This is a genomic window from Acinetobacter sp. YH12137 (assembly GCF_013418535.1).
Classification (GTDB): Bacteria; Pseudomonadota; Gammaproteobacteria; order Pseudomonadales; family Moraxellaceae; genus Acinetobacter.
This window is the reverse complement of sequence record NZ_VPBW01000029.1, coordinates 1-22,015: the sequence shown is the minus strand read 5'-3', so window position 1 is coordinate 22,015 and position 22,015 is coordinate 1. Positions and strand designations below refer to the sequence as shown.

Genomic DNA, 22,015 nt, shown 5'->3' with positions numbered 1-22,015 from the left:
TTACTTAATTTTGATGAACATTAACTTGGTCAGCAACCTGTTGAGCCAGCTCGCGAGCCTGTTCAATGCTTTCTGCACGCGCAGTCGCGACACCCATACGGCGGCGTTTAAAACCTTCAGGTTTACCAAACAGGCGTAAATCGGTATCGGCATGGGCTAAAGCAAGATTCAGGCCAGAAAATGAAAGATTGCGATCATCGACACCTGCGTAAATCACGGCACTGGCAGCCACACTATGGCGAGCTGTATTGACTGGTAAGCCTAAAATAGCACGGGCATGCAGTTCAAATTCACTCTGGAACTGGGAAGCTAAAGTGACCAGACCAGTGTCATGCGGGCGAGGTGAAACCTCACTAAACCATACTTTGTCGCCTTTGACAAAGAGTTCTACACCAAAAATGCCGCAACCGCCCAATGCCGTGGTGACTTTATTGGCGATACGTTTTGATTCTTCCAGAGCAGCGGGACTCATTGGCTGAGGCTGCCAGCTTTCTACATAGTCGCCTGAGTCCTGACGATGTCCAATCGGATCACAGTAAGAAGTTTCGATTTCGCCAGTTTGAGGATTCTTAGCCCGCACAGTAAGCAGGGTAATTTCAAAATCGAAATCAATCTGTGATTCGACAATCACTTTGCCCTGATTAACTCGACCACCTGTTTGCGCATATTCCCAGGCAGCATCGACTTCTTCAAAACTTTTCACGCGAGATTGGCCTTTACCTGAAGAAGACATCACCGGTTTCACAAAGTTTGGATAGCCAATGTCATCACAGGCTGCGCGGAAAGATTCCAGAGAATCGGCGAAGCGATAAGCAGAGGTCGGTAAGCCTAGTTCTTCAGCTGCCAGACGACGAATGCCTTCACGGTTCATGGTCAGGTTCACTGCTTTAGCTGAAGGAATTACGGTTGCAATATTCTGTTCTTCAATTTCAACCAGCACTTCGGTCGCAATCGCTTCAATTTCAGGAACAATGAGATGCGGCTGAATTTTTTGAATAAGCTGTTTGAGTTCCGCTGCATCTGCCATATTTAAGGCATAAGAAAAATGTGCCACCTGCATGGCAGGAGCATCTGCATAACGATCTGCAGCATGAACTTCTACACCTAAACGTTGCAAGGAAATCACCACTTCCTTACCTAGTTCTCCTGAACCTAGCAATAGAACTTTAAAAGCTGAAGATTGAAGAGGAGTACCAATAGTCACGTTCATGTGTATTATCCATGCTTGATTTTATGGACTTTTAGCATAACAGAACTCAATGCCGAGATAAGCCGAGTTTCATACAAAATTGTGATATTGGCCAGCAGTTTTATTTATAAAAGTTTATAGAGAATTGCATCTGAAATCAGGCAGTTCGCTTTATTGTATTTTTCATAGGGTTTAAATGATAAATCCGGTTTTGCGGATTGGGTTTTTCCATATGCAGAATTTGCTTGTCATTGAGCTGAAGTTGATGGAGAAGTTTCAGACTTTGTATTCTCTTAAAGGCATAAAAGGGAATCACAAAAGGACAGATAAAACCAAATATCCATAGCAATAAACCAAATCCTGAAAATTGCAGTGCATCGAGGAATACAGTGAAAAAGTGGAATTGATGATTTGACACTGCGACAAGTGCAAAAAATAGAAACAGTAAAATTATACTAAAGCAAAATACATAAATGAGATTTGGAATGCCTTTATGTAGCAGGCTCCAACGGCTAAAAATGATTTGTTTGGGATGCAGATGGATTACCTGTTGAGTCTGGTTATATAGGACAACGATTTTATTTTTGCCATGCTTCTGAATATAAATGACACGGACATGATCTGCGGGTTCAGCAACCACTTCTACAAAATGACCAGTAAAATTCTGTGCATTGATAAAACATTCAAAATAACAGCCGGGTAATTCGTATTGATTAAAAATAGCTAACATTTCATCACGTCGATGATGAATAAAAATTTTCCCTTCAATCATTTGCTTTGGCTCGAACATGCTAATATTTTCCTTATTTTTCTTCTTATATCAAAAAGACTTATGCATTTAATTTAGCATAAGTCTTGAATGAGATTTCTAATTTACTAAAAGGCTTAAAAAGGCATGGGGATATAGGTATAAATCAGGCCATAGGTTAAGGCTGCAGTTAAGGTCGCCATGACAATTTTCTTAAACTTAAAATACAGTCCAGCCAGCACAATAAAACCGATCAGCATGGCAAAGCTTTTATCTGGCGTTTCCAATAAGGGCGGTAAGGTCGCCACAACCAGCATGGAACTGATGGCAGCAATTCCAATCGAACCCAAGGCAATTTTCAACCATAGCGCACCACGTTTTTGCGAACCCTGCTGAAATTTTTGAATCACATAGAATGGACCAAAACGTGAGGCAAAATTGGCAATCCCGACAATAATCCCGACCAAAATAATTTCAAGATTCATGATTGATCTCCTGCATATTCAGGATCTGGTTTTTTCAGCACATAGTGCTTGAACAGGCCGGCCAAAATGCCGGAACTGATGCCGATAAAGATCGCAGCGGACAGATCGATAAAATAACAGGCAACTGCTGAGACAATAATCGTGATGGTCACCACAAAGGTGTGTTTCTTTTCAAAGGCTGCCAATAAGAAACTTAAGAACAGGGCAGGTAGCAGGAAATCTAAAGCCGCCTGCAAGAATTGTGGCAGGTGACTGACTTGATCAGCAAATAAGCCGCCTAAAAATGAACCTGTCGCCCAAGATAGCCAGCTAAATAGACTCAGACCGAGCATCCACGACTCTGACCATTCCTGACGCCGTTGTGACAGCTTGATCATACCTGAAGCAAAGACTTCATCAGTAAGACCCCAAGCCCAGACTGCGGTTTTCTTCAGGTTTAAACGATCTTGAATCAGGTTTTGTAAAGCTGGGCCGTATAAAAGATGACGAATGTCCAAGGCAATCACGGTCAATGCAGTCATCCAGATCGAAGTACCGCTACCAAGTAACGCTACAACTAAAAACTGACTGGCACCGGCATACATGGAGCAGGACAGAAATAAGGCTTCCCAGGCAGTAAAGCCGAACTGGGTGGCAGAAACGCCAAAGGCAAAGGAGACCGGAAGGTAAGTAAATATAATGGCCTGGCTATCTTTGGCACCTTGCCAGAAACCGGCAGGTTGCATCGCTACTGGATTGTGGTCAGACACAAAACACCTTGAGGGAGAGAGTTAAAACAGGGATTAAATCAAGATTGTGTATTGTACGCGAATTTACTAGCATAGTGCCGAAATGTTTAACTGGCGATTCTGATATGTTGATGTTCAAGACACGTGCAATGCTGGTCGGTGTTTTAATCGGCAGCACCTTATTTCTTCAAGCTTGTGGAAATGACAGTCAAGCGCCAAAAGCCGAAATTAAAGCGGCACCTAAACTCTCTAATGATGCGACCACTTATGCCAATGCTGCATGGCAATTCATGAATGAAGTCGATCCGCTGGTTTATAACAAGGAAATGGAACAGATAGATGCTCAGGTACGTCAACCGGCCCGTAAATTGAGTACTGACTGGCGCATTAATGTGAAAATGACTGACTCAGTGACGGAAGGAAAATATGCCTTATGTCGCAAGGCGTTAACCAGTCTGGAAATCTGGGCACGTAGCACCGTTGAAAATAGCAGTAGTGTGGCACAGAAACAGGCCGACTATGAGCGTGATAAACAGCAATGTCAGGGAGCTATTGCTCATCCTGAACTGGGAAATACTGATCCAAAGCAGAAAGGTAATGCAGTAGCTGAACAGTCTTAATCGGGTTTTATAATCTTCAGGCGGGACTTCGGTTCCGCTTTTTTGTTATAAAAAACGATTCTATTTATATAAATAAACAATAATTAAAATCAAAAAGATTGCCCTGAATCATTAAAAAAGTCCTATAATTGACTCATAATCAAGCGATTTAGAGATAAAAGTTAATTTTTGGAGTCATTTTAAATGTTTAATAAATTGTTTTTAGCGATAAGTATGAGTGCTGTTTTAGTAAGTGGAGTACAAGCTTCTCATGCGTGTGAAGTGGCACCATGTACCAATGGCTTCGATAGCGTCAATGTCTGTGAATTGCGTTCTTAAATTTTAAATCCATCTCCCTATAGAAAAAATTAAACAGCAAAAATTAAAAGAAGCCTCAGAATAAGGCTTCCCATACAATAGACGATCATGTCTTAAAGCAACATGAACAGACGTTCTAGATACAACACTGCTCCGCCCAAAAGTATACTGAGGCCGCAGAGCAAACGTAAAGAGTGCCAAGACATGAGATTACGTCCTACTGTGTTCATTTATGTTGAAAGTGCTTCTAGATAACGGCGATTCACTTCCTTCCAGTTCACAACATTAAAGAAAGCGGCAATATATTCAGGACGACGGTTCTGGTATTTCAAATAGTACGCATGTTCCCAGACATCCAGACCTAGAATCGGGGTATTGCCATGCATGAGGGGTGAGTCCTGATTGGCGCTGCTTTCTATGATAATGGTTTGATCAGGTGCCACGCTGAGCCAGGCCCATCCGCTACCAAAACGGGTCAGGGCTGCCTTGGTAAAAGCTTCTTTAAAGGCTTCAAAGCCGCCAAGCTCCTTGTCGATCGCCTGTGCAATTTCACCTTCAGGATTGCCACCTCCACTTGGACTCATTACTGTCCAGAACAGGGAATGGTTGGCATGACCGCCGCCATTATTAATCACATTATTTTTCAAATCTTCAGGGACCTGATTGGCTTTGCTCACCAGTTCTTCTACAGAAAGATCTTCCCATTCTGTGCCTTCAATACCTGCATTGATGTTGTTGATATAAGTTTGATGGTGCTTGGCATGGTGGATTTCCATGGTTTTAGCATCAATATGCGGTTCCAATGCATCATAAGCATAAGGGAGTTCGGGAAGGGTATAGCTCATTTTTAATTGTCCTTAAGCGTGATTGAGTGAGTGGAATTCTCGACTAAATTTTAAAATACGCTTGAGTTGTATTAAATACAATGAGAATTATTATCATTAATGTTATGGGAAGAGATTTTTATAAATAGGATGTAAAGATGCGTATGAGAATAGCAAGAAGCCAAATTTAGTAACAAAAAAGCCCCAGATTTGGGGCTTTTCTTTGGCTTCAACTTATACGTTGAAACGGAAGTGCAGAACGTCACCGTCCTGAACGATATAAGTTTTACCCTCTAGACGCCATTTACCTGCTTCTTTAGCGCCAGCTTCGCCGTTATACTGTACAAAATCATCATAAGCAATACATTCTGCACGGATGAAGCCTTTTTCGAAGTCAGTGTGAATGACACCCGCTGCTTGAGGCGCAGTAGCGCCGACTTTAACCGTCCAGGCGCGAACTTCCTGTACACCGGCAGTGAAGTAAGTTTGCAGACCAAGCAGTGAATAACCTGCGCGGATTACCACGTTCAGACCTGGCTCTTCCATACCCATTGCTTCCAGGAACTCAGCACGGTCTTCATCTTCAAGCAATGAAATTTCAGCTTCGATCTGGTTGCAAAGCGGAACCACGATTGCATTTTCAGCAGCTGCCAGTTCACGTACCGCATCGAGGTGCGGATTATTTTCAAAACCGTCTTCTGCCACGTTAGCGATGTACATCGTTGGTTTAAGTGTTAATAGACCAAAGCCACGAACCAGTTTACGTTCATCATCATCCAGATTTGCTGCACGGGCAGGTTTGCCTTCATCTAGAAGAGGTAGGATTTTTTCAAGAACGGCTTTAGTGGCTACAGCTTCTTTATCGCCACCTTTTGCAGACTTTGCCAGACGAGTCACTGCTTTAGTCACAGTTTCAAGGTCAGCTAGAGCAAGTTCAGTGTTAATCGTTGCGATGTCATCAAGCGGATCAATTTTCCCGTTGACGTGAATCACGTTTTCATCTTCGAAACAACGAACAACATGAGCAATTGCATCAGTTTCACGGATATTCGCCAGGAACTGGTTACCCAGACCTTCGCCTTTAGATGCACCAGCAACCAGACCCGCGATGTCCACGAATTCCATGGTAGTTGGTACCACGCGTTGTGGTTTTACGATTTCAGCAAGTTTATCCAGGCGTGGATCTGGTACAGGCACGATACCGGTGTTTGGTTCAATCGTACAGAATGGGAAGTTTTCCGCAGCAATTGCAGCTTTAGTTAATGCATTGAAAAGCGTAGATTTACCAACGTTAGGCAGGCCTACAATACCACAATTAAAACCCATGAAATAACTCACAAAGCGTTATATAAAAATTGCCAGTGATTTTACATGAAAGCCATGACAAAGTCAGGTCATGGCTAGGTGCTTTGTTGAAAACTTATGAAATAGATGTTTTTAAATTTTACGTTTATCGAGCTGATTCGATAGGGTGTCACCAGTGGCCTGAACCAGCATGACCAGAATCACCAGCACCACAATCACCGCCAGCATGATCTGCATGTCAAAACGCTGATAACCATAACGGTAGGCAATGTCGCCCAGACCACCGGCACCAATAGCACCGGCAATTGCTGATGAGTTAATCATGGTCACCAAAGTGACGGTAAAACCGGCCACAATCCCTGGTAAAGCTTCAGGTAATAGCACATGCCAGATAATTTGCTTACGGTTACAGCCAATCGCTTGAGCCGCTTCAATCAGTCCCTGATCGACTTCACGTAAACTCACTTCAGCAATACGCGCAAAGAAAGGAGTCGCGGCCAACGTTAAAGGTACAACTGCTGCCCAGACGCCATAGCTGGTGCCTACAATCCAGCGGGTAAGGGGAATTAAAGCGACCATTAAAATCAGGAAAGGCACCGAACGGGTAATATTTACAATCCAGCCCAGAGCCTGATTAATGGGTTTGGATGGATAGATCCCGTGTTCAGATGTACTGACCAGTACTACTGCCATCGGTAAACCAATCAGAAAGGCAACGATTGCGGATACACCAACCATGATGAGGGTATCGGTGGTTCCTGTTAGTAATAAATCAATGAGTTGGTCGTGCATAGCCAATCACCTCAATCTGTGCAATGTGTTGTTTTAGTTTTTGCTGAAGTAAGTCAGTATCCAGATTTAGATCGGCAACTGCGACAATCAGGCTACCGACCAGATGATTCTGGATGCTGTCGATATGACTTTGATAGAGATGCACCGGATGCTCGAACTGTTCGAAAATCACTTTCAAATCTGGGGAATACTGAACACTAGAGGCATAGCGCAGTTTGATAATGCTATGCGTGGTATCTGTTGTCACTTCAGGACTAATCGCAAATGGTAATTCCAGTTGTTCCAGATTCAGCAGTTCCTGGGTGATCTGTTGCTGTGGGTTAGAGAATACAGACCAGACTTCACCGGATTCGACAATTTCACCTTTCTCAATCACGACGACTTGATCGCAAATTTCACGGATCACTTGCATTTCATGGGTGATCAGCACAATGGTAATACCAAGTTTCTGATTGATTTCTTTTAACAGTGATAACACCACGGAAGTGCTTTCCGGATCCAGTGCAGAAGTGGCTTCATCACAGAGTAGAATCTCCGGATGGTGTACCAGCGCACGGGCAATGCCGACACGCTGCTTTTGTCCGCCGGATAACTGAGAAGGGTAGTTCTGCGCTTTTTCGCTTAAGCCTACCAGTTGCAGTACTTCGTTTACACGCGCATCAATGTCTGATTTTTTATAATTCGCGACTTTGAGTGGCAGCGCCACATTTTCCCAGACAGTTTTGGCAGACATCAGGTTGAAGTGCTGAAAAATCATGCCAATACGCTGACGAAGCTGGATCAGTTCAGCATGGGTTAAGCCAGCCAAATCCTGCTGATGGATATGGATATGACCTTCGCTGATCTGTTCCAGACCATTTAGGGTACGTAGCAGCGAGGATTTCCCCGCACCACTTTTCCCGATAATCCCGAAGATCTTGCCTTCAGGAATATCCAGATTAATGTCCTTCAAGGCATGTACTGATTTGCCTTGTACCTCATAATATTTGTTCAGATTACGGATTTTAATATGCGGGACAGAAAACGCCACCTGAGAACCAAAACTCACCATAGTATTCACCTTATTTCCAGCCTTCAAACCACATACCAGTACCAAAATCCTGGTCCAGAATTGCTTTGACTTTTTCAGAATTCTGGAAAGCTTTTACGAAAGTCGCCAGTTTCTGGTTTTTATCTTCATAGTCTTTGCGTGTCACAAACAGAATGGCGTATTTCTTGTCGATTGGATCCAGGAACAGAGCATCATGTGGATCTGCTGCTTTAGCAAGTTTTAGATAATGTGGATAACCAAAGATCAGATCAGCTTCATTCAAGGCATGTGCCGTTTGTGGGCCTTCAACTTCAATAAACTGCAACTGTTTAGGATTATTCTTGATGTCCTTAACGGTTGATAATTCATTGTTGATATTTTTCAGTTCAATCAGTTTTGCACGGTTAAGAAGGATCAAGGCACGTGCCAGATTCACCGGATCATTTGGAATGACCACACGGGCATTTTGTGGTAACTCATCCAGCGATTTATATTTCTTAGAATATAAACCGACATGGCTACCCGTACCGGGCGCGAAACTATGTAAATCGAAGTTGGTTTCACGAATGGCATTTCTTAAGTAGACACTTTGCTGGAAAAAGTTAGCATCGATGTCGCCATTCTGTACCGCGACATTGGGTGCATGCCAGTCGGAAAATTCAACCAGTTTCACATTAATACCTTGCGGTTTCAGTTCATCAGCCACACTTTGCAATAAGTCTGCATAAGGTGGGCTAATGCCAATGGTCAGTACATCCTCCTGCTGCTGACCCTTGGTCCAACGGTAAGCCGCCAGGCCGAGAATCAGTGCCAGGATGACACCGCCAATGATCCACTTCTTTGCATTCGAATTTGACGAATTTACTTGTGTCATCATCGCACCTTATTTCCAGCCCGGGAACCAGAGCTTCGCACCAAAGTCAGCATCTAGTGCTTCCTTCACGCGAGGGGAGTTCTGATAGATTTCGACAAATTTTTTCAGCTTGTCATTTTTGTCCTGATAGTCCTCACGTACGGCAAACAGGATCGCATAACGGTTGTCTTTGTTAGAGTCAAATAACAACGCTTGTTCTGGATCAGCTGTTTTAGCCAGACGTAGGTAGTGTGGGTAACCGAATGCCAAATCAACATCATCAATGGCACGCGCAGTTTGCGGACCTTCAACTTCAACGAATTGCAGGTTTTTCGGATTTGCAGCAATATCTTTCAGGTTGGACAGATGGTTGTTTGGATCTTTCAATGCCACCAGATTCGCTTGTTGTAATAACAGCAGAGCACGGCCCTGGTTGACTGGATCATTTGGTACTACAACTTTCGCGCCGTCTTTTAGCTCATCCAGGCTGTTAATTTTCTTGGAATATAGGCCAACATGCGTCGCTGCACCTTTGGCAAAAGCTTTGATTTTAAAATCAGTTTCTTTCTTCGCATTATCTAAAAACGGCTGATGCTGGAAGAAGTTGGCATCAATATCGCCATGATTCAGGGTGATATTCGGTGTATTCCAGTCCGAGAACTCGACCAGTTTGACATTGATGTCTTGCTGTTTGGCTTCTTCGGCTGCGACTTGTAAAGGTTTAGCGAAGGACGGGCTGATCCCAATCACCAGTTCATCCGAACCGGATTTCTTTTGCTGGTTCCACACCACTAGTCCGATAATCACGGCGGCAATAATCACCCCAATCATGGTGAATTTTGTTTTAACGGTTTGTGCCATGTTGCACCTCAAAATAAATTTATGCTGATTGTTTTTGCTTTAGGTTCGTGTTCGCTGTTGAGGCGGAGCTTTGACATCGGAATTGCTGCACTGGATGCGCACTAGGTAAGCGGTCTCCTTGCTGAAACAGCTTGTGTCTGAAACTGCCTTGTTCATATTCAGTTTTATAGCGTCCGCGCTGCTGTAATTCAGGAATCACTAATTGGATAAAATCCTGATGCGATTCCGGTGTCACCGTGCGGGTCAGGTTGAAGCCATCAATACCGGTTTCATCAATGAGCTGAATCAGTTTTTCTGCTATCGTGGCACCGCTGCCAACAATTAGTGGATAACGCCCACCTAACACATGCTGAGCTTTTAGGTCATTGGGTGTGATCTGCTGCTCTTTAAATTTGTCATTAACCGTCGCAATACTATTGGTCTTCTTGTAAGGAATTGGTTCATCATCAGCAAATTTGGACAGGTCAATGCCAACTGAGCTGGAATAATGTGCAAGACCTGCTTCAGGGCTGGCATAAGCACGGTATTCATCCAGCTTTTGCTGCGCCAGTTCATCTGTTTCTGCAGTGACCACGGTAATGCCGACAAAAATCTTGATCGCTTCAGGATCACGGCCTTGTTCAGTGGCCTGACGACGAATCTGATCCACCTGTTTCTTGATCTTGTCCGGATGGTCACCACCAATAAACATGCCTTCTGCATGCTGAGTGGCAAAAGCCATGCCACGCGGGGAAGCACCGGCCTGGAACAATACAGGTGTACGCTGAACAGAAGGGGAAACCTGGAATATACCCTGGCTGCGGTAGAACTGGCCCTGATGATTGATCTGATGGACCTTGGCTGGATCAGTAAAAATTCGATTTTGCTTATCTTTTAAAACCGCATCATTTTCCCAGGAGCTTTCCCAGAACTTGTAGCACAGCTGTAAAAATTCCTCGGCCTGTTCATAGCGCAGGTCATGGTCTTTCAGGCCATTTTCGCCAATCAGACGTTGTGCACTGTCCAGATAACCGGTGACAATATTCCAGCCGATACGGCCATGGGTCAGGTGATCCAGACTGGCAAAACGACGGGCGAACTGGTACGGTGACTCATAGCTGAGATTCACCGTGACACCAAAACCGAGATTCTCAGTGACTGCTGCCATGGCAGATACCAACGTGCTTGGGTCATGGCTGGGTAACTGAATGGATTCTCTTAGAGTCAGGTCAATGCCGTTCTGATAGACATCATAGACTCCGGTAATGTCGGCAATGAACAGGCCGTCAAACAGACCTTTTTCCAGCGTTTTCGCCAGATCAGTCCAGTAGCTCAGTTCATTAAAACGGTGTGATTCATCCCGCGGATGAGCCCACAAGCCATGATTGATATGACCCACGCAGTTCATATCAAAAGCGTTCAGCAGGATTTTTTTAGTTTTCGAGTTTGTTGTAGTCTTTGTCATTACAATGTCCCCCGGCGTGGAGGCAGAACACCATTCAGCAAATAATTGGCGATAAAATAGTATTTCCATCGTGAAGCATCATGCAGGGTATGCACGCGGGCATTACGCCAGAAGCGGTCTAAGCCATCTTCGCGCTGGCTACCACGACTGCCAGCCAGTTCAATCAGCTTCGATGATGCTTTTAATGCGGTTTCAGAACTGTGTGCACGCACTTTGGCTACATCTAGAGAGGCTTTGGCAACACTGACCTCAGTCGGAGCAACCTTGGCGGCATCAACAGAACGTGCGGCCTGTTTGAGTAACACTTCAGAAGCACGCACATCAGCTACCACACGGCCCAGTTCAAGTTTGGTCAGCGGATCATCGGTGGCCTTGTCCACACCAGAATCAATCCACGGACGCGCCTGACGTACACGGTCCAAGGTTTCCTCAAATGCAGCACGGGCAATGCCGGTTTCAATGGAGGCATGTAGCAATTGTGCGAAAGGACCGGAAATGGTTGGGCGGGAATAGGCCGTATCAAAACGTACCACATCTTCCTCAAGCACCTGCACGTTGTCAAATTTCACCGTGCCGCTGCCAGTGGTACGCTGGCCAAAACCGCTCCAGTCATCAATCAAGGTGAGACCTTCACTGTCACGTGGCACAAAAGCCAAGAATTGCTGCTCGCTTTCATCCACGACCAGTGTCGGAATGCGGTGCGCAAACAGGCTGCCGGTGCAATAGAATTTTTCACCATTGATCACATAGCCTTGCTCAGTTTTGCGAATCGCAGTTTGGCGCTGAGCAGCGGTTTTGGTTTTAAACTCAGCTAGGGCATTACCAAAACGGGCACCTTTTAGGACTTCGGCATAGAGTTTCTGTTTTTGTTCCTCCGTGCCGTTATTGCGCAGGATTTCCAGACCATAGAAATGGTTTTGTGGAATCTGACCGATTGATCCATCCACACCGCTCATCAGGGCAATCACTTGTGCCACCGTATAGCTAGATACTTCTGCACCACCATATTCTTTAGGTACAGTAATCGCCCAAAGTCCGGACTGGCTATAAGCCTCGATTTCTTCGAAAGGCAGAATACGTTCAGCATCACGTTGTACTGAATTAATCTTGAACTGCTCTGCCAGATTATGGGCAATTTCTAGTGCTTCTTCATCAGATTTGATGATGTGCGCATGTGCCAGCTGTTCTGACTGCAATGGACTAATGTTTTGAAATGAAGTCATGGCAAATATCCTTAAATCCAGGCGTGGCGGGCAGGGAGTTTATGATTTAGGTAATAATCCCCAAGTGCATGCAGCTTCCAGCGGATCGGGTCATGCAAGGTATGCACACGGGCATTACGCCAATGCTGATCCAGATTGTGCTGACTGAGGCTGGAGCGACTTCCACCCAATTCCAGTAATTTTTCCGAGATATGTAGCGCAGCATCGTTGGCATAGACCTTGGCTTCAGCCACTAGAATTGAGGCTTTGGCTGCCTGCTCATCAGTCACAGATTCCAGCTGATCCAGTTCATCCAGATATTCAGCGGCTTCATCCAGCAGTAAAATCGCGGCATCGAGCAGCACAGAAGATTTGCCAACTTCCTGCAGGGTATAATGTTCTAAGCTGGCTTTTTCGACTTGAGCATCGACAATTGGACGTGCTTTTTGTACGGCAGTCAGCGTATCGGCAAAAGCAGCTTCGGCAATGCCGACATCAATCGCGACCTGCATCAATTGGGAATAGGCACCGCGGTAGCTTGGTTGATTTCCTAACAGACGCTCATCAAAAATCAATAGCGGATCAACTTCGACATGCTGAAGTTTGACGGTACCACTCGAAGTCGTGCGTTGACCAAAGCCATTCCAATTGTCGATCACTTCCACACCTTCAGCATTGCGGTCGACAATGGTTAGTACTACATGGCCTTCTGGATGAATCGCTTTAATCGCTAACCAGTGCGCGAAGCTACTACCAGTTGAATAGAATTTCTCGCCATCCACAAAATAGCGGCCATTTTCAAATGTTAAAGTGGTGGCAAGCGTCTTGGTATCTTTGGTATTGCGCTCTGGACCGCCATTCGCCAGACGCTTACCTTTTAGAATTTCGTTATAAATAAACTGTTTTTGTTCTTCTGTGCCCATGATCTCGATCATGTTGAGTAATGCGATCTGGTTCTGCGGAATTTGCCCGACACTTGAGTCAGCCTTATTAATAATCCGGAATACATGAGCCAGGGTTTTATTGGCAACAAATGCACCGCCGTACTGTTTCGGAATACGCATGCCGCCCAGGCCTTTCTGGCTGAACAGGTCAATCTCAGCAAAAGGTAATAGACGTTGCTGATCACGCTGATTACGGCCTTCCAGGGCAAAGTCTGCAACCTGATAAGCAGCATTAATCGCGTCGAGATCATTTTCGATGATATGAACTTTTTCAGAAGTTAAACGAGACATAATGACATCCTAAATCGATGCCAAAACGTTACAGCGAAAGCTTTATGTAATTAAGCAATTGCTTTTGCAAAGCTTATAAAAAAAGCTCTTTAAGATAAAAACTGCTAGATTCTTATAAATTTGGAATATAGTAACTGATTAAAATTAAATAGATTTTGAATAATTTCTTAATTTTAATAGATGTTTTTAAAGCAGTGCATATCTGCTTTATAGATAATCAAGACAAAAAAATGTATAAAAATACTCATCGTCGTGCTGAATAAGCAACATCTTTATTTTGAATAAAAAGTTCATTGTATTTCCAGGCTAGGGTGACTAAAGTATCCGACTAAATTAGATGGTTTTAATGCGATCTAACCTAAAAACAAGCATGGAGAATTTATGCGCATCTTATACCAGTTTCCACTTTCTCATTTTTGTGAAAAGGCACGCTGGATGCTGGATTACAAAGAGCTGGAATATGTCGCGCAAAACCTCATGCCGGGTGCCCATCGTGCCTTTGCCCGCCTGAAAACTGGACAAAACCGTTTACCGATTCTGCGTGATCAGGAACGGTGGATTGCGGATTCGACCAAAATCGCTCTATATCTGGATGAGCAATATCCTGAACACCGTCTGCTACCTGCAGAAGCAAGCTTGCGTCAGCAGGCACTAGATATTGATGAAATCACCCAAGAATTAGGCCGCCATGTGCGTCGCTGGATGCTGGCTCAGGCTTTATCGCATGACCATGAATCGATGGATATTCTGATTGGAGAAAAAGGCTATCTGCGCCAGTTTGAAAAATTCTCCAAGCCATTGCTAAAAACCATTTTGACCAAGGGTTATGCCTTGACTGAAGAAACACTGGAACAGTCCAAACAATTTATCAAGGATTCGGTTGAGCAGCTTAATCAGATCCGTATGGAAAAAGAAGGACCTTATCTCGTCGGTTCGCGTTTCTCTCTGGCCGATATTGCGGTTTGTTCTATTTTGGCTCCTCTATTGGCTATTCCGGGAACGCCGTGGGAGAGGGAAAGCTTTGAATCGATGTCGGATGAATACCGGGAATATCAAAGTCATCTGGCTGAGTTGCCATTAGGGCAATATATTCAAAAGATGTATCGTAATGAGCGCAATGCCCGTGTTGATTGGCGCGGTGTATAAAATTAAAAATGAAATAAAAAAACGCGCATAAAGCGCGTTTTTTTATGAGATTAGAATTAACTCCAAGGGCTGGTTTGATCAATATCACTTGTTTTACTGAAGCCACTGAGCAGTGAGCTAAAGTCAAACTTCGGCAGGGAACTACCACTTGAGATATTGGTAATAGTTTCTTTAATGGTTGGGAGGATTTCAGTAATGCTGATATTCGTAGCCGTATCAGTATTACTAATGCCGGAAATCAATTCGCTAAGATCAGGCAGTTGTAGGGACGAGTTGTTACCGACTAAATTGCCAAGACTATCCGTGAATGCATCCAAACCTAAACCCTCTAAGCTTGGCACGCCAGAACCGAGTGACCCGAGCAGGTCGCCAATTTCAGGAAACTGAACACCATCCAGAAGATCCGAGAATTGACCTTCGCTATCAATCAGCGCAATCACTGGTTTTAGTGCTGTAATCACATTGTTGAGGTCGCTGGATAAGGTGAGCAGTAATGGGTTATTCACAAAATCCAGCACCACTTGTACGCCATTCAAGACATCGTAAAGAGAATTCACGATTTCTGCCTGATCAGCGTCAAGAACGTCACTATTCGCTAATAGATTCAACAGTGGATTGATGCCTTTTAGTACATCTGCGATGGTGTCTGGCACATTACCTGAACCTGCAGAACTGATTGCAGATACCAATGTAGTCACACTACCAACCACTGTTGGTAAAACTTGGGTAAGTTGATCCATATCAATGGATGAGTTACCTGTATCAATCGATGCAAGCAGTGGCATCAGGCTTTGCGTTACAGTTTGCGCAATGGTGCCCGTATCGATATTGCCTGAATTGCTGATTAGACCACTGAGCAAATTGGTAATAGCACCGATATCAAGGTCACTGCTTGCATTGCTCATTAAGTTACTGGCTAACAGATTGACTGAACTGGTATCTAAACTACCTGTTGAGCCACCGATCAATCCGCTGATCAAGTCAACAATTGCACCGATGTCGAGATCACTAGCGGCATTGCCACTGATGAGACCACCGACTAGGTTGGCAATTTGACCAATATCTACATCGCCAAGTCCGCCAGAACCACCAATTAAGTCACTAACCAGTTCAGCAATTTGTGCGATATCAATATCGCCACCTTGAATCAAGCCACCGACGAGGCCTGCAATTGCTCCGATATCAATACCATCAAATCCGCTAGAGCCACCGATTAAGCCGCTAACTAGTTGAGCGATTTGCGTAATATCAATGTCACCGCCTTGAATCAAGCCGCCGACTAGACCCGCTATTGCGCCGATATCAATGCCGCCTAATCCACCAGAACCACCAATTAAACCACTAGCCAGTTCAGCAATTTGAGCAATATCGATATCGCCATTACCACCAATAAGGTTGCTAACTAAGCCAGCGATTGAACCTATATCAATACCATTAAGTCCACTAGAGCCACCAATCAGACCGCTCAATAGTTGGGTGATTTGAGTAATATCAATATCACCACCTTGGATGAGACCACTGACGATACCGACGATGGCACCAATGTCTGTTCCACCAAGACCACCAGTACCTCCAATCCGGCCACTCAGCAGTTGAGTGATTTGGGTAAGATCAAGGTCGCCACCTTGCAATAAGTTGCCAGCCAGTTCAGCAATTTTACTAAGATCTAGATTACCAGTACTGCCACCCATCAATCCACTGACCAATTTGATAACTGCATTTAAATCCAGGGTTGATGTATTACTACCCATTAAACTGCCAAGTAGATTGCTGATTGAACCTATGTCAAAACTGCCACCATTGGCTTTCGTTAATTGGCTAATTAAACTGTTGATATCAAGTTTAGAAGCATTTGAGCCTGTAAATTGGCTAATTAAATCAGTGAGGGAACTGGAAGCTAAACTCTTGCCAGAAAGCAGGCTGTTTAAGAGAGAATCTAGGGAAGGGGTAGAGGGGGTAGAACCTGTAATAGAACCAATAATGCCAGAAAGACTGCCACCCAATAAACCACCAAGTAAACTCGTATTTTGTATCTCTGTCGTGAGCACTGGACTGAGTTTAGTTTTAATTGAACTAAGAATACTAAAAGCCATAATCGTTTTGCGAATTTTTATCTTGTTATGTTTGTTGTGTGTTTTAGATAAACCGCTCAATTCTTATTCAATTTCTATACAAGTGTAAATCTAAGTTGGATTAATCATGCTTTGAAAATCCAGTTATCAGCGTCATAGTTTTTATTCATAAATAGTTTAGTGATAAATAAGAATGATTTATTTAAAAAGAGACGTTTATCGAAAATTTGTTTTATACGACGAATAACCATAAACATGGTTTAAAACTGGTTATTGAGATGTTTCTGGCATTTTTTTTCAAATAACTGGTAATTTATGAAAAATTTATCAATACTATCAGCAAAACAATGATGTATTTGAATAAAATGGCAAGAGATTAAAGATGGAATTAGATCGTTTTGATAAGCACATTCTTGAAATTTTGACCCATGAAGATGTCAATCTGAATGAACTCTCGGAGAGAGTAAATTTATCTGTGAGTTCGGTACACCGCAGGATCAAGCATTTGATCGATCATAATATTATCAGTGGCTTGAAGCGCGAGATTAATTATCAAAAATTGGGCTTTAGTCTGCATGTGCTGTTGCAGGTTTCCTTAAGCAAGCATGATAGCGATACTTTTGCCAAATTTTTAGAAGAATTAGAAAATATTCCGGAAGTCATTAATGCTTTCCTGGTGACAGGACAGTCTGCGGATTTTATTGTCGAAGTTGTGGCACGTGATATGGAAAATTATAGTCAGATTCTATTAAGCCGAATCGGCAAGATCGAGCATGTCGTAGCACTGCATTCCAGCTTTGTGATCAAGGAATATAATGTTTTTAACTGTAGTGGTCTTTTAAATAAGGTTTAAAATTCCAGGCATTTTTTAACACATATAAAAAACGCACCCGAAGGTGCGTTTTGATCTCATAGAAGATTAGGCATCGAGTTGCGCTAAAACTTCATCAGAGAATTCAACGTTGGTATAAACGTTTTGAACATCGTCTAGGTCTTCAAGCATATCGATCATTTTCATGATTTTTTTCGCTTGGTCGATATCTGTGATTTCAGCTTTGGTAGACGGGCTCATCACCACTTCAGCGTTATCAGATTTTAAACCTGCAGCAGCTAAAGCATCTTGTACTGTACCGAAGCTTTCAGGCGTAGTGATCACCAGGATTTCATCTTCATCCACTTCGATGTCTTCAGCACCCGCTTCAAGCGCCACTTCCATGATTTGATCTTCTAAAGACACATCTTCAAAAGTAATTTCGCCACGTTTAGTGAATAGGAAGGATACTGAACCGTTGGTACCGAGGTTACCATCAGTTTTAGTAAAGCAGTGACGTACATCAGGAACCGTACGGTTCAGGTTATCTGTCATGGTTTCAACAATAACCGCAACGCCGCCTACGCCATAACCTTCATAGGTTACTTCTTTCAGATCGTCGTTATCTTCACCACCGGCACCACGCTGAATCGCGCGATTGATCACATCACGTGTCATGTTTACAGATAATGCTTTTTCTACAACAGCACGTAGACGAGGATTACTACCCGCATCAGCGCCACCGAGTTTAGCAGCAGTTGTTAATTCACGAATGTACTTGGTAAACAACTTACCACGACTGGCATCTTGTTTTGCTTTACGATGCTTAATATTGGCCCACTTGGAATGACCCGCCATGCGAAATATGCTCCTTGTAGATTGGCTGTATGCCTATCGAATTGCGCCGATTCTACCATAAGCTCTTTTTTTGAAAAAAGAGTCTGGATTTGAGATTTAATGATAATGCCAAAAAAATAGGCAATAAAATAGAAAGGCAAAGCAATAAATGTAAATAAAAACTTAAGAAAATACCTAAATAAGAAAAGAGCAGAAGAAACATTATTCTCAAGCCCTTTTATGGAAAGTTTATTCCGGGATAATAATATCCAGACCAACATTCTCTTTATAGAGCCGCTTGATTAAAGCCAGATCATGTGCAAGATCAGTAGGATAAATTTTGCCAAAAATCCCGCCTTGCTTGGTCTTGGAATTGGCATACATAAGCACAATTGGCACATTGGCAGCTTTGGCAATATGCCAGAAACCGGTACGGATCGGTTTGCGCGCTTCACCATTTTTGGCACGGGTGGCTTCAGGTGCGATCACCAGATTGAATTTTTCATTATTCTGAAAATGTTCAACCATTACGCTGACAATATCTTTATTGGCTTTACGGTCGACCGCGATACCACCCATGGCTTCCAGAATTGGTTTCATTGGGCCTTTGAACAGTTCTTTCTTGATCAGGGTATGAATTTTGATGTCATACATCTTAAAGAGCGCCAAAGATAGAACTGCATCCATCATGGATGTATGTTCAAATCCGACAATGACCTGTTTATCTTCGAGTACATCGGGTTCAACATGATATTGCCAACCGGCAAGTTTAAATGCAGATTCGCCAATAAATTTGTTTAGCATAAGTAGAAAGAAATAAGAGCTAACGGTATGAACTGCATAATTTCTTCCTGTTCTTATTCACAGTCAATAGGCATTAATTAAAATTCATTAATAATATAAAAAATCCAAAATCAAAAAAGTATATTAAATAGTTTTTTAAGACCTGAAAGATATAAATAAATACTTAATAATCCTTGAGATATATCATCTTATATAAAATAAGTCTTAAAATGATGAAAAAATGACTATCCAGCACAAATTTTAGTTATTAGACTTTTGTCGAAGAAAAGAAGAAATTGTGTCTTTTCTATTTTCTGGTCATTTTCTCTCTGAGATTGAAACCTATGACGTATATTACAGCTTTCATGTTCTCAATGCTTCTGTTAGCACTGGTTATTGTATGGTCTTTAATCGAAATCTATATGGATTTACGTAAAGACGAGAAATTGGAATCGGAATTTTAGTCTTTATAGATTTTTAAAGAATATTCTAGGATTATATTTCTATACTTAATATTTGGTATTTTTATTGATTATGGTTATATTGAGACGTAAAAGCGATTAATTTATTGGTTTGATATTCGAATAATTAGCGTGCTCTCTTTATTTTAGATAGAAAATATAGATGTCATATTAGGCTTTTGCTAGCTTAACTTAGACTGAAGTCTTAAATCCTAAGCAGGGCAGTTATTAAGGATAAAAAATGATTGCTGGCTAAGTGTGCAAGCAGAAAGAAAAGTACTTGTTTTTTGATCTAATCTTGGCTAGTATTCAATGCGCCTGAACTAGTTGAAATATAACAAATTCAGTCTATATAGGGCCTATAGCTCAGTTGGTTAGAGCAGCGGACTCATAATCCGTTGGTCGACAGTTCAAGTCTGTCTGGGCCCACCAAATACATCAAGCATCTAGGAGCAATACTCTTAGGTGCTTTTTTATTTTTTGAATTCATTTAAGCACTATCTATCTTCAAAAATAACTAAAATTTCAATCTCTTATCATAAGGTAGGCTTTTAGTAGGTGGGATTCTTTTATCGTTCATTGAATACTTAAATCACGGTGAGGGTCACCGATAATAAGATGAATGGTAGAAGGAATCGAACCATGGCTTTTAAGAATATTGCAGATCAAACAAACGGTTTTTATATCCCTTGTGTTTCACTTTTCGGTCCAGGCTGTGCCAAAGAAATTGGCGTTAAAGCACAAAATTTAGGTGCCAAGAAAGCTCTGATTGTGACCGATGAAGGCTTATACAAATTTGGTGTCGCAGATACCATCGCAAATTATTTAAAAGAGGCTGGTGTTGACAGCCATATCTTCCCAGGTGCAGAACCAAACCCAACAGATATTAACGTTCATAATGGCGTACAAGTCTACAATGACAACGGCTGCGATTTTATTGTATCACTCGGTGGCGGTTCTTCACATGACTGTGCCAAAGGTATTGGCCTGGTGACTGCCGGTGGTGGTCATATCCGCGACTATGAAGGTATTGATAAAAGTACTGTGCCTATGACACCGCTTATTGCAGTCAATACCACAGCGGGTACAGCGTCGGAAATGACACGCTTCTGTATCATTACCAATACCGATACCCATGTCAAAATGGCAATTGTGGATTGGCGTTGTACACCATTGATCGCGATCGATGATCCTAAATTGATGATTGCCAAGCCAGCGGGCTTAACTGCCGCGACTGGTATGGATGCCTTAACCCATGCGGTAGAAGCGTATGTTTCTACGGCAGCCAATCCGATTACGGATGCCTGTGCAGAAAAGGCCATTACCATGATCAGTGAATGGCTGAGTCAGGCAGTAGCAAATGGTGAAAATATTGAAGCACGTGATGCTATGAGCTATGCACAGTATCTGGCAGGCATGGCATTCAACAATGCATCACTCGGATATGTGCATGCGATGGCACACCAGCTGGGTGGTTTCTATAACCTGCCACATGGTGTATGTAATGCGATTTTGCTACCGCACGTATGCGAATTTAACCTGATTGCCTGTCCGGATCGCTATGCAAAAATTGCCCAGTTGATGGGTGTAAATACTGAAGGATTAACTGTGACTGAAGCAGCTTATGCAGCGATTGATGCCATTCGCCAGCTTTCAGCTTCAATTGGAATTCCATCTGGTCTGAAAGGCTTAGGGGTTAAAGAGGAAGACCTTGCCATTATGGCAGAAAATGCGCAAAAGGATGCCTGTATGCTGACCAACCCGCGTAAGGCTAGCCATGCACAAGTCGTAGAGATTTTTAAAGCGGCGCTGTAAGCCTCTATGTAAGTCGATTCTCTCCACTCGGCAGACTTACATTTTATGCAACCCTGTTCGCACTTCTTAGTGAAGTGCGCCAAGATAAATGTATCCCCATGCGATATTCTTGGCTGATCCTTACACCCTTGATAAGGATATAGAGCAGGCGTTGCTCTTTTTTTTTGCCTAAATTTTTGCTTTCAAAAAATATATTTGGGCAGTTAATTCATCAGGGTATAGCTTATTAAAATTAACTGAATGAACTCGATAATAATAAAATACTGGAATGAGCAGAGTATTGCTAAAAGCTTATTCGTAGCATGAGCTAAATCAATAAAATGTTATAATAAAAAATTATAATTCTAAAGTAGGGTCTGTTGACACTTACTGTTCATAATTAACCCTATAACGGTAGCCATAAAAATATACAGGCTAAGGCAACAGAACTTTGATAATTTCTTTTGAGCTTGTCATATCGAGTAGCTATTCCTCTAA

General features: G+C 42.8%; 20 protein-coding genes, 1 tRNA gene and 1 pseudogene. 5 read left to right on the top strand and 17 right to left on the bottom strand.

What is annotated here, in order from left to right; translation table 11 throughout:
• Window positions 1-4 precede the first annotated feature (4 nt).
• The 4 genes from purT to FTU72_RS12450 all read right to left on the bottom strand — a co-directional run bounded on the left by purT (window position 5) and on the right by FTU72_RS12450 (window position 3,147).
• Window positions 5-1,219, bottom strand: coding sequence for a formate-dependent phosphoribosylglycinamide formyltransferase (purT, locus tag FTU72_RS12465; protein ID WP_171521865.1), 1,215 nt, complete (start codon window positions 1,217-1,219; stop codon window positions 5-7).
• Window positions 1,220-1,346: 127 nt separating this feature from the next.
• Window positions 1,347-1,979, bottom strand: coding sequence for a hypothetical protein (locus tag FTU72_RS12460; protein WP_257218506.1), 633 nt, complete (start codon window positions 1,977-1,979; stop codon window positions 1,347-1,349).
• Between the two features lie 95 nt (window positions 1,980-2,074).
• On the bottom strand, window positions 2,075-2,422 hold the full coding sequence (gene ygaH, locus FTU72_RS12455; RefSeq protein WP_163169516.1) for an L-valine transporter subunit YgaH: 348 nt from the start codon (window positions 2,420-2,422) through the stop codon (window positions 2,075-2,077).
• Window positions 2,419-3,147 carry an AzlC family ABC transporter permease gene (locus FTU72_RS12450; RefSeq protein ID WP_179993099.1) on the bottom strand — a complete coding sequence of 243 codons (729 nt, stop codon included), beginning with the start codon at window positions 3,145-3,147 and terminating at the stop codon, window positions 2,419-2,421. The genes ygaH and FTU72_RS12450 overlap by 4 nt, the downstream gene beginning before the upstream one ends.
• Window positions 3,148-3,275: 128 nt before the next feature.
• On the opposite strand from FTU72_RS12450, the gene FTU72_RS12445 reads away from it, so the two are divergent.
• Entirely contained in the window at window positions 3,276-3,770 is a 495-nt protein-coding gene (locus FTU72_RS12445; protein WP_159123256.1) for a hypothetical protein, read from the top strand.
• 527 nt (window positions 3,771-4,297) lie between these two features.
• Here FTU72_RS12445 and FTU72_RS12440 read toward each other — a convergent pair.
• The 9 genes from FTU72_RS12440 to FTU72_RS12400 all read right to left on the bottom strand — a co-directional run bounded on the left by FTU72_RS12440 (window position 4,298) and on the right by FTU72_RS12400 (window position 13,613).
• Window positions 4,298-4,912 carry a superoxide dismutase gene (locus FTU72_RS12440; RefSeq protein WP_179993079.1) on the bottom strand — a complete coding sequence of 205 codons (615 nt, stop codon included), beginning with the start codon at window positions 4,910-4,912 and terminating at the stop codon, window positions 4,298-4,300.
• A 213-nt stretch (window positions 4,913-5,125) separates the two neighbouring features.
• Complete coding sequence (gene ychF, locus FTU72_RS12435; protein ID WP_179993080.1) at window positions 5,126-6,217, bottom strand: redox-regulated ATPase YchF; 1,092 nt, start codon at window positions 6,215-6,217, stop codon at window positions 5,126-5,128.
• A 111-nt stretch (window positions 6,218-6,328) separates the two neighbouring features.
• Window positions 6,329-6,988 carry a methionine ABC transporter permease gene (locus FTU72_RS12430; RefSeq protein WP_159123258.1) on the bottom strand — a complete coding sequence of 220 codons (660 nt, stop codon included), beginning with the start codon at window positions 6,986-6,988 and terminating at the stop codon, window positions 6,329-6,331.
• Complete coding sequence (locus FTU72_RS12425) at window positions 6,969-8,039, bottom strand: methionine ABC transporter ATP-binding protein (protein WP_180011700.1); 1,071 nt, start codon at window positions 8,037-8,039, stop codon at window positions 6,969-6,971. Before FTU72_RS12425 ends, FTU72_RS12430 begins: the two co-directional genes overlap by 20 nt.
• A 10-nt stretch (window positions 8,040-8,049) precedes the next feature.
• A complete protein-coding gene (locus FTU72_RS12420) occupies window positions 8,050-8,892 on the bottom strand; it encodes a MetQ/NlpA family ABC transporter substrate-binding protein (protein WP_180011648.1) in 843 nt (280 codons plus the stop codon).
• Between the two features lie 9 nt (window positions 8,893-8,901).
• A complete protein-coding gene (locus FTU72_RS12415) occupies window positions 8,902-9,732 on the bottom strand; it encodes a MetQ/NlpA family ABC transporter substrate-binding protein (protein ID WP_179993083.1) in 831 nt (276 codons plus the stop codon).
• Window positions 9,733-9,751: 19 nt separating this feature from the next.
• Window positions 9,752-11,176, bottom strand: coding sequence for an LLM class flavin-dependent oxidoreductase (locus FTU72_RS12410; protein WP_179993084.1), 1,425 nt, complete (start codon window positions 11,174-11,176; stop codon window positions 9,752-9,754).
• On the bottom strand, window positions 11,176-12,399 hold the full coding sequence (locus tag FTU72_RS12405) for an SfnB family sulfur acquisition oxidoreductase (RefSeq protein ID WP_179993085.1): 1,224 nt from the start codon (window positions 12,397-12,399) through the stop codon (window positions 11,176-11,178). Before FTU72_RS12405 ends, FTU72_RS12410 begins: the two co-directional genes overlap by 1 nt.
• Before the next feature lie 11 nt (window positions 12,400-12,410).
• Complete coding sequence (locus FTU72_RS12400; protein ID WP_179993086.1) at window positions 12,411-13,613, bottom strand: SfnB family sulfur acquisition oxidoreductase; 1,203 nt, start codon at window positions 13,611-13,613, stop codon at window positions 12,411-12,413.
• 381 nt (window positions 13,614-13,994) lie between these two features.
• On the opposite strand from FTU72_RS12400, the gene FTU72_RS12395 reads away from it, so the two are divergent.
• The gene (locus FTU72_RS12395; protein ID WP_166136146.1) at window positions 13,995-14,759 is read left to right on the top strand and encodes a glutathione S-transferase family protein; all 765 of its coding nucleotides are present in this window, start codon (window positions 13,995-13,997) and stop codon (window positions 14,757-14,759) included.
• A 56-nt stretch (window positions 14,760-14,815) separates the two neighbouring features.
• Here the strand turns inward: FTU72_RS12395 and FTU72_RS12390 are convergent, their stop codons facing one another.
• The gene (locus FTU72_RS12390) at window positions 14,816-16,852 is read right to left on the bottom strand and encodes a hypothetical protein (protein WP_179993087.1); all 2,037 of its coding nucleotides are present in this window, start codon (window positions 16,850-16,852) and stop codon (window positions 14,816-14,818) included.
• A gap of 361 nt (window positions 16,853-17,213) precedes the next feature.
• On the opposite strand from FTU72_RS12390, the gene FTU72_RS12385 reads away from it, so the two are divergent.
• Entirely contained in the window at window positions 17,214-17,684 is a 471-nt protein-coding gene (locus tag FTU72_RS12385; protein WP_004784091.1) for an Lrp/AsnC family transcriptional regulator, read from the top strand.
• A gap of 66 nt (window positions 17,685-17,750) precedes the next feature.
• On the opposite strand, the gene FTU72_RS12380 is transcribed toward FTU72_RS12385, so the two are convergent.
• Both FTU72_RS12380 and FTU72_RS12375 read right to left on the bottom strand, forming a co-directional pair.
• The gene (locus FTU72_RS12380) at window positions 17,751-18,500 is read right to left on the bottom strand and encodes a YebC/PmpR family DNA-binding transcriptional regulator (protein ID WP_004784089.1); all 750 of its coding nucleotides are present in this window, start codon (window positions 18,498-18,500) and stop codon (window positions 17,751-17,753) included.
• A 228-nt stretch (window positions 18,501-18,728) separates the two neighbouring features.
• Window positions 18,729-19,283 carry a 1-acyl-sn-glycerol-3-phosphate acyltransferase gene (locus FTU72_RS12375; protein WP_179993088.1) on the bottom strand — a complete coding sequence of 185 codons (555 nt, stop codon included), beginning with the start codon at window positions 19,281-19,283 and terminating at the stop codon, window positions 18,729-18,731.
• 795 nt (window positions 19,284-20,078) lie between these two features.
• Between FTU72_RS12375 and FTU72_RS12370 the strand changes: the two genes are divergently transcribed.
• Together FTU72_RS12370 and FTU72_RS12365 are read left to right on the top strand one after the other, a co-directional pair.
• Window positions 20,079-20,155, top strand: a tRNA-Ile gene (locus tag FTU72_RS12370).
• A 210-nt stretch (window positions 20,156-20,365) separates the two neighbouring features.
• Entirely contained in the window at window positions 20,366-21,538 is a 1,173-nt protein-coding gene (locus FTU72_RS12365; protein WP_159123263.1) for an iron-containing alcohol dehydrogenase, read from the top strand.
• Between the two features lie 385 nt (window positions 21,539-21,923).
• On the opposite strand, the pseudogene FTU72_RS12360 reads toward FTU72_RS12365, so the two are convergent.
• Window positions 21,924-22,015 (bottom strand): annotated as a pseudogene (locus FTU72_RS12360) (IS5/IS1182 family transposase); the annotation flags it as partial.